At 69.1% G+C, this 15394-nt stretch carries 15 protein-coding genes and 1 tRNA gene; 5 read left to right on the forward strand and 11 right to left on the reverse strand.

Going from position 1 to position 15394, the window contains the following annotated elements; genetic code table 11:
- Nucleotides 1–138: 138 nt before the first annotated feature.
- The 4 genes from EV648_RS18440 to EV648_RS18455 are packed head-to-tail and all read right to left on the reverse strand — an operon-like array spanning nucleotide 139 to nucleotide 3655.
- Complete coding sequence (locus EV648_RS18440) at nucleotides 139–1053, reverse strand: ornithine cyclodeaminase family protein (RefSeq protein ID WP_132292758.1); 915 nt, start codon at nucleotides 1051–1053, stop codon at nucleotides 139–141.
- Complete coding sequence (locus EV648_RS18445) at nucleotides 1050–2177, reverse strand: aminotransferase class I/II-fold pyridoxal phosphate-dependent enzyme (RefSeq protein WP_132292761.1); 1128 nt, start codon at nucleotides 2175–2177, stop codon at nucleotides 1050–1052. The genes EV648_RS18440 and EV648_RS18445 overlap by 4 nt, the downstream gene beginning before the upstream one ends.
- A complete protein-coding gene (locus EV648_RS18450; protein ID WP_132292764.1) occupies nucleotides 2161–2796 on the reverse strand; it encodes a transcriptional regulator in 636 nt (211 codons plus the stop codon). Before EV648_RS18450 ends, EV648_RS18445 begins: the two co-directional genes overlap by 17 nt.
- A 58-nt stretch (nucleotides 2797–2854) precedes the next feature.
- A complete protein-coding gene (locus tag EV648_RS18455) occupies nucleotides 2855–3655 on the reverse strand; it encodes a PrsW family intramembrane metalloprotease (RefSeq protein WP_132292767.1) in 801 nt (266 codons plus the stop codon).
- A 228-nt stretch (nucleotides 3656–3883) separates the two neighbouring features.
- On the opposite strand from EV648_RS18455, the gene EV648_RS18460 reads away from it, so the two are divergent.
- A complete protein-coding gene (locus tag EV648_RS18460; RefSeq protein WP_132292770.1) occupies nucleotides 3884–7597 on the forward strand; it encodes a S8 family serine peptidase in 3714 nt (1237 codons plus the stop codon).
- Nucleotides 7598–7652: 55 nt separating this feature from the next.
- Here the strand turns inward: EV648_RS18460 and EV648_RS18465 are convergent, their stop codons facing one another.
- Nucleotides 7653–8630, reverse strand: a complete 978-nt coding sequence (locus tag EV648_RS18465; protein ID WP_132292773.1) for a helix-turn-helix domain-containing protein — start codon at nucleotides 8628–8630, stop codon at nucleotides 7653–7655.
- Between the two features lie 237 nt (nucleotides 8631–8867).
- On the opposite strand from EV648_RS18465, the gene EV648_RS18470 reads away from it, so the two are divergent.
- Nucleotides 8868–9050, forward strand: a complete 183-nt coding sequence (locus EV648_RS18470; protein ID WP_132292776.1) for a hypothetical protein — start codon at nucleotides 8868–8870, stop codon at nucleotides 9048–9050.
- 11 nt (nucleotides 9051–9061) lie between these two features.
- Here EV648_RS18470 and EV648_RS18475 read toward each other — a convergent pair whose 3' ends face one another.
- From EV648_RS18475 to EV648_RS18495, 5 genes are read right to left on the reverse strand one after another with little or no spacing between them, the layout of a single operon-like run.
- The gene (locus EV648_RS18475) at nucleotides 9062–10918 is read right to left on the reverse strand and encodes a hypothetical protein (RefSeq protein WP_132292779.1); all 1857 of its coding nucleotides are present in this window, start codon (nucleotides 10916–10918) and stop codon (nucleotides 9062–9064) included.
- Nucleotides 10903–11655 carry an ABC transporter ATP-binding protein gene (locus EV648_RS18480; RefSeq protein ID WP_132292782.1) on the reverse strand — a complete coding sequence of 251 codons (753 nt, stop codon included), beginning with the start codon at nucleotides 11653–11655 and terminating at the stop codon, nucleotides 10903–10905. Before EV648_RS18480 ends, EV648_RS18475 begins: the two co-directional genes overlap by 16 nt.
- A gap of 1 nt (nucleotide 11656) precedes the next feature.
- The gene (locus tag EV648_RS18485) at nucleotides 11657–12253 is read right to left on the reverse strand and encodes a TetR/AcrR family transcriptional regulator (protein ID WP_132292785.1); all 597 of its coding nucleotides are present in this window, start codon (nucleotides 12251–12253) and stop codon (nucleotides 11657–11659) included.
- Nucleotides 12254–12262: 9 nt separating this feature from the next.
- Nucleotides 12263–12547, reverse strand: coding sequence for a carbon-nitrogen hydrolase family protein (locus EV648_RS43285; protein ID WP_199234688.1), 285 nt, complete (start codon nucleotides 12545–12547; stop codon nucleotides 12263–12265).
- A 12-nt stretch (nucleotides 12548–12559) separates the two neighbouring features.
- Nucleotides 12560–13000, reverse strand: coding sequence for an SRPBCC domain-containing protein (locus tag EV648_RS18495; protein ID WP_158294016.1), 441 nt, complete (start codon nucleotides 12998–13000; stop codon nucleotides 12560–12562).
- Between the two features lie 112 nt (nucleotides 13001–13112).
- On the opposite strand from EV648_RS18495, the gene EV648_RS43290 reads away from it, so the two are divergent.
- Nucleotides 13113–13610: a hypothetical protein gene (locus tag EV648_RS43290; RefSeq protein WP_199234689.1), complete on the forward strand. Its 498-nt coding sequence runs from the start codon at nucleotides 13113–13115 to the stop codon at nucleotides 13608–13610.
- Between the two features lie 146 nt (nucleotides 13611–13756).
- Here EV648_RS43290 and EV648_RS18505 read toward each other — a convergent pair.
- Nucleotides 13757–13840: transfer RNA gene (locus EV648_RS18505), tRNA-Leu, on the reverse strand.
- Between the two features lie 236 nt (nucleotides 13841–14076).
- Here EV648_RS18505 and EV648_RS18510 point away from each other — a divergent pair.
- On the forward strand, nucleotides 14077–14889 hold the full coding sequence (locus tag EV648_RS18510; RefSeq protein ID WP_132292791.1) for a DUF3662 and FHA domain-containing protein: 813 nt from the start codon (nucleotides 14077–14079) through the stop codon (nucleotides 14887–14889).
- 10 nt (nucleotides 14890–14899) lie between these two features.
- A complete protein-coding gene (locus EV648_RS18515; RefSeq protein ID WP_132292794.1) occupies nucleotides 14900–15385 on the forward strand; it encodes an FHA domain-containing protein in 486 nt (161 codons plus the stop codon).
- Nucleotides 15386–15394 lie beyond the last annotated feature (9 nt).

A 15394-nucleotide genomic window follows, 5' to 3' on the forward strand; every position in this document is an offset into this window, starting at 1 on the left:
CTGAGTCCGGAACCGATTGTCCATGGGTTGCGAGGGCCGTCTCACGCTACTGACGGGTCACTGTTTCAGCAGCTGATCGTGTCCGCGTGAGTGGTCTAACCATGTGGTCAAGTCAGACGAGTGCTGAGGTGAGCTGGTCTAGGCGCGGGTGGCCGAGAGGGCCTGCACGACCGCCGAGGCGACCGCGGCGTCGGTGACTCCGAGGCCGGTGAGATCCGCGATCGTCCGGCGATCACCACGATCACCGAGCCCGTCCCGCAGTACCCCGCCGATCGAGATGTCCGCGTCGGCCGCGATCACCCCGGCCCGTACCGCGTTGCCGAAGTCGCCGTGGTCCAGACACTGCTCGTGGTCGTCGGTGGCGACCAGCGCGCCGGCGAACACCTCGGTCGGCAGCTCGCCCTTGCCCGGCATGTCGGTGCCGATTCCGGTCACGTGCACGGCGCCCGAGAAAAGGGCCGAGGGCAACGGAACGGTGGACGAGGTGGTCGCGATGACACAGGGCGCGCCACCCGCGGAGTCCGGGCGGGCGTCGAATCCCTCAGCTGCCAATGCAGCGCAGAGCTTCTCCACCGCCTCGGGGCGACGGCCCCAGACGCGGACGCGGGACAGCGGGCGCAACAGGTTCAGCCAGATCACCTGCAACAGCGCCTGTTCGCCGGTCCCGAGCACGGCGATCTCGTCTATGCCGGCCGGCGTCATCGCGTCGGTGATCAGCGCGCCGGCGGCAGCGGTCCGCCAGGCCGTCAGCTTGCCTTCATCGGCGAGCAGGGCGGCCGGAATACCGGTGGTCGCGTCGACGACGAGCATCAGGCCGCTGTTGACCGAGGCGAACGTGCTGGCGATCTTCACCGTGAAGTGCGGTGATCCACTGAGGTAGCCGGCCTTCACGTGGCAGTCCCCGTCGTGGTCCGGGAACTTCAGCACCATCGGCGGCGGCACCGCGGTACGGCCTTCGGCGTGCGCGATCAACGACTCGCGCACGGCGTCGAAGACCACGTCGCGCGACGCGGCGGCGCCGATCCGGGGCAGGTCGATCACGGCCAGGCTCATCGCTTCTCCAACCAGGTGGTCCAGTTTTCCAACGCTTCGGCCGGTCCGTACCGCCCGACGCCGACGCGGAACCGGTCCGTCGGCGTCTCGGTGAGCTCGGAGCTGTAGATGCTCGACGGCAGCAACAGCACGCCGGCCTGGTCGACGAGGTCCGCGCACATCGCCTCCACACCGTCCAGGCCGAGGTACCGCGGGAAGCAGACGCAGCCGCCCTGCGGGTGCCGCCACTCGAAGAGGTCGGGGTACCGCGCGAAGAACTCGTCGAAGACCGGCAGGTTCGCGGCGACGATGCCGCGGTTGCGCTCCAGCAGGCGATCCCTGGCCCGCAGGCCGATCAGCGCGAGGATCTCGCTGGGCGCGGAGTTGCAGATCGATGTGTAGTGCTTGGCCCGCTCCAACCGGTCGAGCACCGAGCGGTCCCGGCAGGCGATCCAGCCGATCCGCAACCCTGGCAGGCCGTACGCCTTCGACATGACGTTGAGCGACAACGCCTTGGGAGACAGGTCTGCGGCCTGCGGCAGGGACGGCCGGTCGAGCTCGAGCCCGCGATAGACCTCGTCGCTGAAGAGCGTGATCCCGCGGTCGTCGCACAGCCGCACCAGCGACTGCCAGGTCTCGAGGTCCGGTACGGCGCCGGTCGGGTTGTTGGGGAAGTTCACTGAAACCACGCGGGTGTTGGGCCGCAACGCCTTCTCCACCGCGTCCAGGTCGAGCGCCCAGTCGTCCTCGGCCCGCAACGCGACCCCGGTGACCTCGCAGATCGAGAGCGGGATCGTCTCGGCCGCCTGGTAGTTCGGCGTCAGTACAACAGCGTGATCATCGGGCTCCAGCAACACCTGCATCGCAAGCAGGATCGCCTCCTCGGCGCCCGCGAAGCACAGCACCTCCTCCGGTACGACGGAGTCGTAGGTGCGGGCGATCTCCTCCCGCAGCGCGGGCAGGCCGCGGGTCTCGGTGTAACCCAGCGTCAGGGACTCCCACCGCTCGCGGCCGTCGTCGTCGGCCAGCGCGAGCAGTTCCGCCACCGGCATCGACTGCGCGTCCGAGGCGGTGAGGTGGAAGCGGGCGCTGAACTCCCAGCGCGAGAAGTAGGTCTCCAGCCGGAAGTCAGGGAGTGTCGGCATCGGTGATCAGGTCCTTCCGTGCCTCGCCGAGCAGTTGGTAGAGGGCTGAGCGAGAGATCCGCAGCGCCCGGGCCACCACGGGGACGGACCGCCGCTGGCTGAGCACGCCTGCGGAGTCCAGCCGAGCGAGAACTTCCAGCCGGTCAGTCCTGGTCAGCCGCTCCACCGCGACACCGCGCTCGCGGACGAAGACGGCGACGATGTCGTTCAGGGTCTCGCTCCAGTCGTGCTCGAAGAGCACCCGCGGCTGGCCGGTGACCGGAGCGGCGAACGCGGCCAGGATCCGGCTCGCGTCCTCGAACGCTGTCCGGTCGACGTTCACGCAGAGCACCACCTCGGCCTTGCCGCTCTCGTCGCGGATCACGGCGCTCACGCTGGACAGCCGCCGGCCGTCGGGCAGCGATTTCGGGTAGGGGCCGTAGACGTCCTGACCGGTCGCGGTCAGCTCGTTCAGCTCACCGAGCAGCGAGGGATCGCCGACCGAGCGTTCCGAGAGCGGGTTCCAGATGCCGACGATCTCGTCCGTCGCCGGGTCGTGCAGGACGACCTCCGCGTGCGGCGACAGCAACCGGGCGATCGCGTCGCACACCGGTCCCAGCCGGTGTCCTGGCTCCTCCATGCAGTGGACATTACATCCACGATGGACAATCAGTCCAGAGCGGTCAAGGAGACATAGGTCAGGAAGGCAGCGCCGCGGGAGTAGCGGCCGCGTCGATGGCCTGGGACTTCTTCAGGCCGAAGAGCAGCAGGCCGATGCTGATCGCGCCGACGATGGCGTAGGTGACCTTGCCGCCGATGCCGTCCCAGGTGGTGTGCAGCGCGACCGCGACGGCGTACAGGCCGAGGAAGCCGAGGAATCGCTTGCCGGTCGGCTCGACCGCGAAACGCCAGAGCCCCCAGCAGGTCAGCCCGGTCCACGCCGCGTGCCCGGCCGGTGCGAGCAGTCCGCGGATGAAGAGCGTCTGCTCGGCCGCTCCGACGTTGCCGTCCGACTGCAGCAGCGCGACGAACGCGTAGCCCATCGTCTCCAGTACTGCGAACCCGGTGCCGACCGCGACCCCGATGACGATCCCGCCGCCGATCGAGTGGCGGTACCGGTGTCCGAAGAACACCAGCAGGATCACCGGGACGATCAGCTTGGCCGCCTCCTCGATCAGCCCGACCCCGAGCATCGGCAACGCGCCCAGCCGGCGCATCGCGTCGTACTCGAGCAGGCCCGCCACCACCACGCCGATGACTCCGCCGAACAGCAGCGAGATGCCGAGAGTCGGGCCGTCGATCAACCAGCGGCCCGAGCGGCCGGCCGCGAAGGTGACAAAGGTCAGCGGCACCACCATGGCACCGAGCAGGATCAACGTCGGGAAGAGGTTCGGATTGCCGGTGTCGGTGAGCACTGCCATAACCAGGAGATAGAGCCCCGCCCCGATGACGAACGTGCCTACCCAAGCCCACCTGCGCACCACCTGCTGTGCCGTCATGGTCCGATTCTGGTCCTGCTTCCGCCGCCCGAACAGAACCAGGCCGCGTGGGCGTGAAGTGCAGACGATCCGGGTCGGCGTGGTGCCGAAGGTCGTCGGGGATCGCGGTGGCGCGGTTGCGACATGTCGCAGGGACGGCAGTGCTGGACAGGGCACAGAGCGTGCACGCACCTGCACACTCCTCGGAAAGAGGTGCCTGCCCCTAGCCTCTCGAAGGAGACCAGACCCATGTCCTCCCCGGTGAAACGAGCCGCCATCCTCGCGGCTGTCCTAGCCCTCGGAAGCACCACCGCCACCTCGGCGACCGCCGCCCCACCGGGCGCCGCGCCGCCTCCCGGGACCACCTCGGCGCCGTCCGGCGTACCGGGCAAGTCCGCCAAGGTCACCCTGATCACGGGTGACGTGGTCGAGGTGACCGACGCCGGCGCCGGCAAGAAGGCTGCCAGCGTGCGGCCCGGCCCGGGCCGCGAGCGGATCGCCTTCCACACGATCGAGGTGGACGGCGGGCTGCGGGTGCTGCCCAGCGACGCCGTCCCCTACATCTCGACCGGCGTACTCGACGCCGACCTGTTCGACGTGGACGAGTTGATCGCCGACGGCTTCGGTGACTCGTCGGCCACCAGCCTGCCGCTGATCGTCCGGTACTCCGACCCGGCGGCCGGCTTCCGCGCCCCGGCGCTGACCGGGACGACGACCACTCGCCAACTCGACTCGATCGGCGGCGCCGCGGTCAGCGCCACCAAGGACGAGTTGCCCGCACTGTGGAAATCCCTCGGGCCGGACCAGAACGCCCGCGCGCTGAACCGTGGAATCGCCAAGATCTGGCTCGACGGCAAGGTCCGCGCGGTGCTCGACAAGAGCGTGCCGCAGATCGGCGCACCCGCCGCCTGGCAGGCCGGGTACGAAGGCACCGGTGTGGACGTGGCCGTCCTGGACACCGGGATCGATGCCTCCCACCCGGACCTCCAGGGCAAGGTGAAGCAGTCCCAGGACTTCTCCGGGAGCCCGAGCGGAGTCACGGACCACTTCGGCCACGGCACGCACGTCGCGGCGACCATCGCGGGCACCGGCGCCGGCGCGAACGGCACCCGCAAGGGTGTCGCGCCGAAGGCCGACCTGCTCATCGGCAAGGTGCTCGGCGACGACGGCTTCGGCTACGAGTCCTCGATCATCGCCGGGATGGAGTGGGCCGCGGCCGAAGGCGCGCGCGTGGTCAACATGAGCCTCGGTGGCGGCCCCACCGACGGCTCCGACCCGCTCAGCCAGGCGGTCGACCGGATCACCGCCGACAGCGGCACGCTGTTCGTCGTGTCCGCGGGCAACGACGGCGCCGACGAGTCGATCGGCACCCCCGGTACGGCGCCGTCCGCGCTGACCGTCGGCGCGATCGACCGCAATGAGGCGCTGGCCGACTTCTCCAGCCGTGGACCCCGCCTCGGCGACGACGGCCTGAAGCCGGAGATCACCGCGCCCGGCGTCGACATCGTCGCCGCCCGCGCGGCCGGTACGGCGATGGGCCAGCCGGTCGACAACCTCTACACGGCGGCCTCCGGTACGTCGATGGCCGCGCCGCACGTGGCCGGCGCGGCGGCCCTGATGGCGCAGGCGCACCCGGACTGGAAGGCCGACCGGATCAAGAACGCGCTGGTCAGCACGGCCAAGACCAACGCCGACCTGAGCGTCTACGCGCAGGGTGGCGGCCGGGTCGACCTGAGCCGGGCCGTCGCGCAGAAGGTCTACGCGTCCGCCACCGCGGACTTCGGCCTGCAGACCACCACCGGCTCTTCGGCGCGGACCATCACCTACAAGAACGACGGCACCGCACCCGTGACCCTGCAACTCGCGGTCGACGTCGACAACCTCGACGTGCACAAGCCCGAGACGGACGCGATCAGCGTGCCGAGCAGTGTCACCGTGCCCGCGGGCGGCAGCACCGACGTACAGGTGGCTCTCGACGCGGCGAAGCTGGAGCGCGGTCTGCACAGCGGCTGGATCGTTGCCACCGGCCCCGATGGGGTCGTCACGCACACCGCGGTCGGCGCGCTGCGACAGGGACCGAAGCACTCCGTCCGGCTGCGCGCGATCGGACTCGACGGCCAGCCCACCGGCGCGCCGGTCGTCTCCCTGTACGGCGACAACTCACGGTCGGACCAGCTCGCCTGGATCCCGGACGGTGAGGCCTACACCGCGGAGGTCGAGGAGGGCACGTACCTGCTGCACTCGCTGGTCGAGAACTATGACCCGCAGGACGAGAAGGTCAGCCTGTTCACCGACCCGAACATCAAGGTGGACAAGGACATCGAGGTGGTGATCGACGCTCGCAAGGCGGCCCCGATCACGATCGAGACACCCAAGCCGTCCGAGCAGCAGGCCATCCTGAGCTACTACGTGCACCGGGTGTACGGCAACGGGCGCAGCATCAGCCACGGCGTGATGCACTTCAGCACGGTGAAGCAGGTGCTCGTCACCGGGACCAAGCCGGTGACCGAGGGCAGCTTCGAGTTCTCCTCCCGCTGGCAGTTGGTGGCACCGCTGGTGCAGGCCACTGTCGCCGGGGTCTCCGGACCGCTGGACATCAACCTGCTGCACCAGTCGCCGTCGTTCGAGGGCAAGAAGCGGTTCCCGCTGGTGGACGCCGGCAACGGTGCTCCGGCAGACCTCCGCGGGGTGCGTGGCGCCATCGCCCTGATGAAGTCCGACGAGGACGGCACCGGAGCGGGCAGTGAGCAGGAGCAGATCGCCGCGGCAGCCAAGGCCGGTGCGGCCGGCGTCATCATCGTCCGGCCGGCGACCTGGTCGGCGTGGACGGTCTGGGTTCCGACCGGTGACCGTGAACCCATCCCCGCGATGGTCACGACCACCAAGGACGGCGAGAAGCTGATCGCCCGGGCCAAGCAGCCCCGCGCCACGATCGACCTCATCCTCACCACGTCGAGCCCCTACCTGTACGACGTGCAGCAGGTCTCGGCCGGGTCGATCCCCAGCAAGATCAACTACAAGGTGACCACCGCGAACAGCGCTCGGGTGAACACCTCGTACTCCGACAACGGCGGCTTCAACTGGGCCAAGGAGCAGCGGTTCGGCTGGCGTCCGTGGCAGGAGTACTCCTGGAACGACTCGCAGCGCTTCGTCCAGACCCCCAAGGTCCGCGAGGAGTGGGTGACGTCGGGCGACTCGCTCTGGCAGCACCGCGTGCACCACCTCTACACCTGGGACACGATGAACCCGCTGAACGGTGGGCTCACCACGCTGCCGCGCAGCTACAAGGCCGGGGTCTCCACCGAGACCTGGTTCGGCCCGGTGGTCCGTCCGGCCGCCGCACCTGGTGTCGTGTCCACCCGGACGGGTGACCGGTTGTCCCTGCGGATCCCGGCCTTCGTGGATGCCGCCGGGCACTACACGGTCGGTGAGACCACCTCGGCGTCGGCGGTGCTCTCGCGGAACGGCCAGCAGGTCGCGGAACTGCCCGATGCCTGGGAGGACGTGATCACCGAAGGCGGCGACGCGGCGTACAAGCTGGATCTCTCGACGGCGCGCGTCGACCAGGAGGGCGAGTGGAACTGGGGGACCAGCACCCGCACGGTCTGGGACTTCCGCTCCAAGACGGCCGCCACCGACAAGGCTGTGGCGCTGCCGCTGCTGCAGGTGGACTACGACGTGCCGGCGGACCTGACCGGGCGGGTGGCCGCTCGGTCGCACGTGATCGGGTTCAACGTCCACCAGCAGGCCGGGGTGGCCGCACCGCGGTCCACCTCGCTGAAGGCAGAGGTGTCCTTCGACGAGGGCAAGAGCTGGCGCAAGGTCACCACCGTCGGTGCCCTGGGGCACTACGTGGCAGTGGTGCCGGCCGGCAAGGGTTCCGTATCGCTGCGAGTTGCCGCCGCCGACAACATCGGCAACAAGGTCAGCCAAACAGTGATCCGGGCTTACGGCCTGAAGTAATACTCCAGTAGTTGGCTCTGGCCGGTCCGAGAACCCTCGGACCGGCCAGAGCTCGTCAGAGCCACTTGCGCTTGGCGGCCTGGAACGCGAGACCAGTACGGGTGTCGACGCCGGCGAGGGCCATCATGCGGTCGAGGCGTCGCTGGACGGTGCGGCGGCTGATACCTAGCTGGGAGGCGACGGACTTGTCCGGCACTCCAGCGACGACCAGTGACAGCAGGAAGCGCTCGGAGTCGTCCAAGCCCTCCGGGTCCGCCGCCTCGTCGGACTGCAGCTTCACCGGAGTCGCCTGCTCCCAGTGGGTCTCGAACAGCGACAGCAGCGCGTCCAGCAACTGGCCGCGGCCGATGATCGCGGCTGTTGGCTCGCCGATGCCCGCTTCGTCGTCGCGGACCAACGGGCAGACGGCAGTGGCCCGGTCCACGATCGCGAGCCGCACCGGGAGCGTCGGGAGCGTCCGGGCCTCCTCGCCCCAGCTGATCCCCTCGGCGATCGTGTCGAGCTCGCCGGGCGTCTCGAGCAGAGCCCGCTCGTAGATGGCGCGATAGCGTACGCCGCGGCTGAGTGCGCCGTACTCCTCGGTGTTCTCCGCGCCTTGCATCGCGAGCGGATTGGCCCGGCAGAACCAGAGGATCTCCTCGCGGGCGGACTCCTGCAGATCGCGGAGCCGGTCCCGCAGTCCGGCCGCGCCGACGATCACCTCGACCAGGTGGTGCGCGTCCCGGCGGCTCGCGCTGGCGCGGAACTCCTCGCTCAGCGAGGCTACGGTCTTCCGCGCCGACTCGAGGGACTCCTGCCGCCGGAGCAGCGTCGTACCGAGGGCGACGTCGGGAGGGAGCGGCCGGAACATCGGCTCGTCGCCCGGCATCACCGCGACCAGGCCTTTGGCCTGCAGCCGCTGGAGGATCTCGTCCGCCTCCTGGTGCGACAGCTCCGCGACCTCGGCAAGGTCCGCCAGCCGGGCGATGGAGAGTCCGACCAGCAGTCGGTAGGCCCGTTCCTCCCGGGCATCCAGCACCGATTCGTCCTGCATCGTGGCAACCTCCCGCGCTCGAGGCTCCACCTAACCAGGCTCCCTGACGCGGTGGCGAGCATTTTGTCCATCATCTGGCCTAAGTCCCGCACCCCTTTCCCGGGCGGGGAAAACCCCACTCTTACAGCGGCACAGCTGGGCCACGCGACCGCCTGGCACTCCTGGCACCGGAGTGCCATCACGAAGTTGCAACCACTCCGTCACTACCCGTACGCACCACCACTGAAAGAGACGCTGATGAACTGGACCGACTACGCGGGCATCGCCGGCCTGCTCGCCGCCGCTGCCGTCGCCGCCTGGATGCTGCTGGGCGCCGCGCCCATCACTCCGCACCGCAGCGACCCCCGCCACTTAGCCCTCGGAGCCCCGCGCCCGGCGCGCCACCGAGCCCCGAGTTCCAACCCCCTCCGCCTCCGGTGAGGCGGGTGGCTTCAGGGCGTCTGTGTCTCTGGCTCTAGGTGGGGCGGTGCCTCGGGCCGGAGTTTGCTTGCCTGCCAGTAGGTCCAGCCGCCGTAGGCGTACATGCCGAGGCCGAGCAGCGCCATGCCGATGATCACCGGCCACTGCCAGCGGGATTCCACGTAGAGCGCGAGGAACCAAGCCCTCGCGTCGACCTCGTTGAGCAGGAAGATCGCCGGTACTACGGCCTGCGGGAACAGGGGGATCGCCCCGAAGCCCAGGCAGAATCCGGCCAGATAGCGCCTCCACCGCGGCAGCAAGGCCATCTTGCTGGACAGGGACGCCTTGTCTGCGTGCTCCACGGTGGTCCGGCCGTGCCGCAGGAGTGTGAGCAACTCGGGACCACGCTGCTCCAGCCGACCAGCAGCCAGCCGTCCGAAGTACCACCAAGCCAGTACTCCGGAGGCGAGGCCGACGGGGACTCCCCACCAGGACCAGGCGAGTGCTGCGCCGAGTGCAGGTATGGCGGTGAGCGAGACGAGCACGAGCATCACGTAGACGAGGCCGATGGTCTCGCCCTCGTTCTCACCGGCGTTCAGGGGATTGCCGGAGCGTTTGTGCGCGTCGGTGGTCGGCACGGCCGCGTAGACCGACGCGAGCACGATCAGCCCGGTGGCGCCGCCCAGGAGTGCGGGCAGGATGCTGAGCACCAGCGACCACACCCCAGCCTGGGACCACCAGGTGAGTAGCAGGGTGATCACCAAAGCCGGCGGCCCGAACACGAGCAGGAAGGCCCGCTGCCGGGCGCGGACGTCGAGTTGTGCCGAGCGCGGCGTCATCAGGGTCGACCAGAACGCGGTGCCGTCAGCGCCGTACAGGTTGGAGAACATCGCGCCGCCCATGACGACAGCGGTCGCTCCGGCCCACGGGAGCATGCCCTTCCAGCCGACGGCCAGAGGCATCATGCAGAAGAACAGCCCGTAGGCGATCGCGAACACTGCCCGGTGTCCGTAAAGAAGGTCGCGGGCCCACGTGCGCAGCTCCTTCGCCGCTGCGGCGCCGCGAGAATCAGAGGCGGTCAGTTGCCGGCGCACCCGAACCCCTGCGCGGGTGGCGGTGGTCCGCCGGACGAGCAATGCCGACCAAGCGACGAACATAGCCGCGCAGAGCACAACCAGCCCGGCCACAGCGAGCAGCACGCGCAGCCAGTCATCACGGCCGGCGGCCTCGACGGCGACCAAACCCCAACCAGACGGCGCGATCCGGGCACCGCGAGCAATAGTGCCCTGCACGTCGGTACTGATGAACGCGGCGATCAGCGCCCACCCCTGCGCGGTAAAGGCGAGGATGAAGGCGTTCACGAGAGCGGCGAGCACCGCACCCGAGCGGACCTGCAGCAGGACGGCATAGACCGCCACGGCGAGCCGAGAGGCCAGCACGAAGCACAGCAACTGCAGAAGCACAGCAGGCACAGAGATCAGCAGCGCGCCGACCGACAGTTGACCGCCGACCACCACCAGACACAGCAACGCCACGAGACTCACCAGCGGAGCCACACCTGCCAGCGCGGCCGCGATCAGCCCGCCGGACAGCGCGCGAGGCGGCAACGGCAGCATGGTGAAGTACTCGGGTTTGAGAGTCTCGTCGCCGCCGCCCGCGAACAACGGCCCGACAACCCAGCCGAGCATCCAGACGGCTATAGCCACCGCGACGAGATCGGTATCGCCTTTCGTCGCGGCCCAGACGGTCCCGGCGGCGAGCACCAGACCGAGGAACGCGCCAGTGCCGATCCAGGCGACCCGGTTCGAGTCGCGCAACGCATGCCGCAGCGCGGCCAGCCGCATCCTGACCAGCGTGTGCGAGGTGGCGTAGGTCAGGCCGACAGCCATGCCAGCCCTTCCGCACCCCGCGTCGACGCGCCCACCAGCGACACGAACGCGTCCTCCAGACTGCCACCCGCCTGTACTTCGGAAACGGTGCCGGCGGCAACCACCTTGCCACCGGAGACGACGGCCACCCGGTCGCACAGCTGCTCGACCAGCGCCATCACATGGCTCGACATCACCACCGAACCGCCACCGGCGATGAACCTGTTCAGGATGGTGCGGATGGTCGCCGCCGAGACCGGATCGACCGCCTCGAAGGGTTCGTCGAGCACCAGCAGCCGCGGCGCGTGCAGCAGGGCGACCGCGAGCCCGAGCTTCTTCCGCATCCCGGTGGAATAGCCGATCACTTGCTTGTCGTCCTCGTGGCCGAGCTCCAGTACTTCGAGGAGCTCCGTCGTACGGGCGTCGACCTCGGCGGCGGGGAGTCCGCGGAGCAGGCCGAGGTACGTGAGGACCTCGCGGCCGGTCAGTCGCTCCGGCATGCCGAGGCCGTCCGGCAGTACTCCGACCAGCGCCTTCGCCTGGACCGGCTCGTCCCAGACGTCGACACCGAAGATCTTGGCCGTACCCGAGTCGGGACGGAGCAGCCCGACCGCCATCGAGAGCGAGGTGGTCTTGCCGGCGCCGTTGGGACCGAGCATGCCGAAGAAGGAGCCCTGCGGCACGGACAAGCTCAAGTCGTCGACCGCCTTCTCCTCGCCGAAGGTCTTGCCGAGCCCGATCAGTTCGAGTGCTTCCATCTCAGACGGGTTCCTTCCGGGTGGCTCGTTCGAAGAGGTCGGCGAGCTCCTCGCCGTACGCGGTCAGGTCGAGCTCGGGGCTGAGGTCGGCGGAGAGCATCGGCGGTACGGCGTCGATCGCGGCGCGGATCGAGATCGCCATCACCCGGGGGTCGAAGTCGCCGAACTCCCCGGTCTGCCGGCCCCAGTGCAGCACCTTCTCCACCTCGACGACCGCCTGTGCGCCCTGAGCGGCGTACACCCCACTGTCGTTGCGGACGATCTCGAGCAGCGCGCGCAGTTGGTTGGGATGCTGCCGCATGAACTCGAGGTTGCTGGTGATGAGCATCCGCAGGCCGAGGGTCGCGTTCGGCTGCGCCACGATCCGCGGCTCCATCATCGCGACGGCCGTCCGCACGACCTGGCCCACGACCGCCGAGATCAGCCCGGCCTTGTTCCCGAAGTGGTACGAGATCACCCCGACGCTCACCCCGGCGCGCTCCGCGATCCGCGCCATCGACGCCTTCGCGATGCCCACCTCGGCGATCACGTCCACGGCACACCCGGCCAGCTGCTCCCGCCTGGCCGCCTCGATGAACGACGCACCCTCTGAACGCACGTTCAGAAATTAACACGCGTCTTCAGAGCGCACCACGGGTTTCCCGGAGATCGACGTACAGATGCGACCGCCGCAGCCCACCCACCAGCCCGACCCGACACCCCAGCCGCAGTCGACCTCGGACCAGTCGGCGAGCTGCTCCTTCGGGTACCCAGACAGCAGGCCCTCGGGGAACTGCACCAGCCGGGCCTTCCCGGCGGCGGCCTGCCGCATCAGCTTGCGGACCAGCGCCCCGTTCTTCCTTGCGTCGTTCGTCACTTCAGGTTGTGCGATGGCGATGCGAATCCCCGTCATCGCCCAACGGTCTCAGGACCCTCCGACAGATTCGGCCAATGCCACGAAGCGCGGCAGGATGAGTCCCCAGTCCCTGAACTTCTCCCGGTCCTTCTCGTTGCCCTCGTTCCACCCACCGTGCTCGAAGTGGAAGTGGCACCCGTCCGCGGTCGGGGTGAACGTCACGCTGATCTCACTCGGGTACTCCGGCGTCTGAGCCAGCGAGGTCGAGTACGCGAGCCGCTCCGACGGCTCCCACACCGTCACCTGCCCGATCACGAATTCACCCAGCCCCTGGTGCGACAGGACCACCTGCCCACCCACGCCCGACTCGATCGTCAACTTCTGGAAGGTCCCCGCATCCGGCGTGTAGTCCGGATGCCACCAGGTCCCGTGCGAACCGACGTACGTGTTGAAAGCCCGCTCCACCCCGCAGCACAGGTCATAGTCCCGCACTATCGCCTCGAAACTCATGCCCGTCATCCTGGGGCCGCCACCACCAACTCGCAACGTCTCACCCGGAGCCGGACGAGCGGCTCGCAGTACAGCGTCAAGGAATGTCGGCACCCGGCGGCAGGATCAGTGCATGAACTGGTTCGAACCGGTCCACGACCACGCCCTTCGCCAGAGCTACGCAGACGTTCGCGACCTGGCGGAGTGGTGTCCGTGGATGCCCTTCGAGGACGCCATCCGGTCGGCGCCCCGGGAACCCGGGGTGTACCTCCTGCGCGAACCACTGAATGGCGTCATCCGGTACGTCGGGATGGCGGGCGAGCGGGCCGGCAGTGGTCGCCCGCAAGGGCTGTACGGACGGCTGACGGTGTACCGGAGTGGCAAGGGCGCGGTCAGCGGATTCGGAGAAGCTGCCCTCGACCGGGCCCTGGCCGACCCCGAGTGGATCGAGCAACAACTCAAGGACCTACGGCAGAACGGTCCGAAGCGCGCCAAGGACTGGGCCCGGGAGGCCGTGGTGCGACTCGGCCTGGAGGTGAGCTGGTCCGTGACCCCGGACGGCGCCGACGCCCGCTATCTGGAGACCCAGATCCTCACCCGGCTACAAACCCACGGCCTCTGGAACCGCTGACCCGGCCGCCACCGGAAAGAGGACGCGGGGTACTGCGGCGCCGGGCTGAGCGTACTGAGGCGAGCGCCACATTTGGTGGCTGAGGGCACGTAAGAAGGACATGAAAAACTCCCGGCCAGAGAACTGACCGGGAGTTCGAGACGCTGTGCGCGAGGGGGGAGTTGAACCCCCACGCCCTTTCGGGCACACGGACCTGAACCGTGCGCGTCTGCCTATTCCGCCACCCGCGCGCTGGTCGCTTCCGGGGCTCCCAGGAGCACCATCTGCGACCGAGGAGAAACATTAGCACGGCCTGCGGCAGACACTGACATTGCGGGTTCGGTCGAACTCCCCGATACGATCGATCGTCGTACCAGTGTGTCCACCGCGCACCGGTGGACGCGGTTGTCCGGCGAGCCTCTCGGCAGCGCCGGACGGCAAGCACGATCGTTGGGGCCACCCGACGACCGACCGTGGAGGAGGACGCGTGCGACCGCTGCAGCGCTTCGAGCGACGCCTGGAGGGCATCGTGAGCGGTGTCTTCGCGCGCGCGTTCAAGGGTGACGTGGAGCCGATCGAGCTGGCCGCGGCCCTCAAGCGTGAGATCGACAACACCGCAAGGATCCTGTCCAGGGACCGGCGGCTGGTGCCGAACCACTTCACCATCGAGCTCGGCCCGGGTGACTTCGAGCGGCTGAACGCCTACGGTCGCACGCTGAACCACGAACTGGCCAACGAGTTGCGTGACCACGCCGACATCCAGCGCTACACCTTCTCCGGACCGATCGAGATCGAGTTGACCCAGCAAGACGACCTGCCGACCGGGAAGTTCCGCGTCGTCAGCGCCACCGTCGGCAACCAGCGGCCACAGCCGCGGCAGCCGGCCCCGATCCTGCCCGACGAAGGAGCGACCGTGCTGCAGAGCGCTCCGGTGCAACCGCCCCCCGGCCCACCACCCGTACGCCGCGGCCACCCGCAGGTGATGCTCGAGGTGAACGGCCGGCGCCGTCCGATCAACCCGCCCGGCGTGGTGCTCGGCCGGGGGACGGACGCGGACATCCAGATCAACGATCCGGGGGTCTCCAGGCGGCATGCGGAGATCCGGTTGATGCCAGAAGGACCGGGAGGTGTCAGGGTGGTGCTGGTCGACCTGGGCTCCACCAACGGCACGCTCGTGAACGGGCGCCGGTCGGCCGAGGCCGAACTGACCGACGGATCGACCGTGAGGATCGGGAACACCACGATGACGCTGCGCCTTGCGGACGAGCCGATCGCCCAGCCGCCGAGCAGCGGGTGGTGACTGGCCTTCCATGTCGGAACTGACGCTCACCCTGATCAAACTGGGGTTCCTGGCCCTGTTGTGGATGTTCGTGCTGGCGGTCCTGTCCGTGATCAGGTCCGACCTGTTCGGCGCCAAGGTGGACGCCCGCGTGGCAGCCGCGCCAGTGGCGCAGCCCAACGGCCGTACCCCGAAGCCGGTGAAGCCCAGCAAGAAGAAGAAAGGCCAGCCGGGCTCGGTGACGATCGCCGACGGTCCGCAGGCCGGTGTCGGCGCGACCCTGGGCGAGCAGCCCGTCGTGATCGGCCGCGGCTCGGACTGCCAGATCCGGCTGGACGACGACTACTCCTCCACCCGGCACGCGCGGGTGTTCCAGTCCGAGGGCGAGTGGTGGGTCGAGGACCTCGGCTCCACCAACGGCACCTACCTGGACGGCCAGCGGGTGACCCGCCCGGTGCCTGCCGAGATCGGCGGTTCCATCCGGATCGGTCGCACGACGCTGAACATCGCGAAGTAGGGCGCCGTC

Source organism: Kribbella sp. VKM Ac-2568 (assembly GCF_004345365.1).
Lineage (GTDB): Bacteria > Actinomycetota > Actinomycetes > Propionibacteriales > Kribbellaceae > Kribbella > Kribbella orskensis.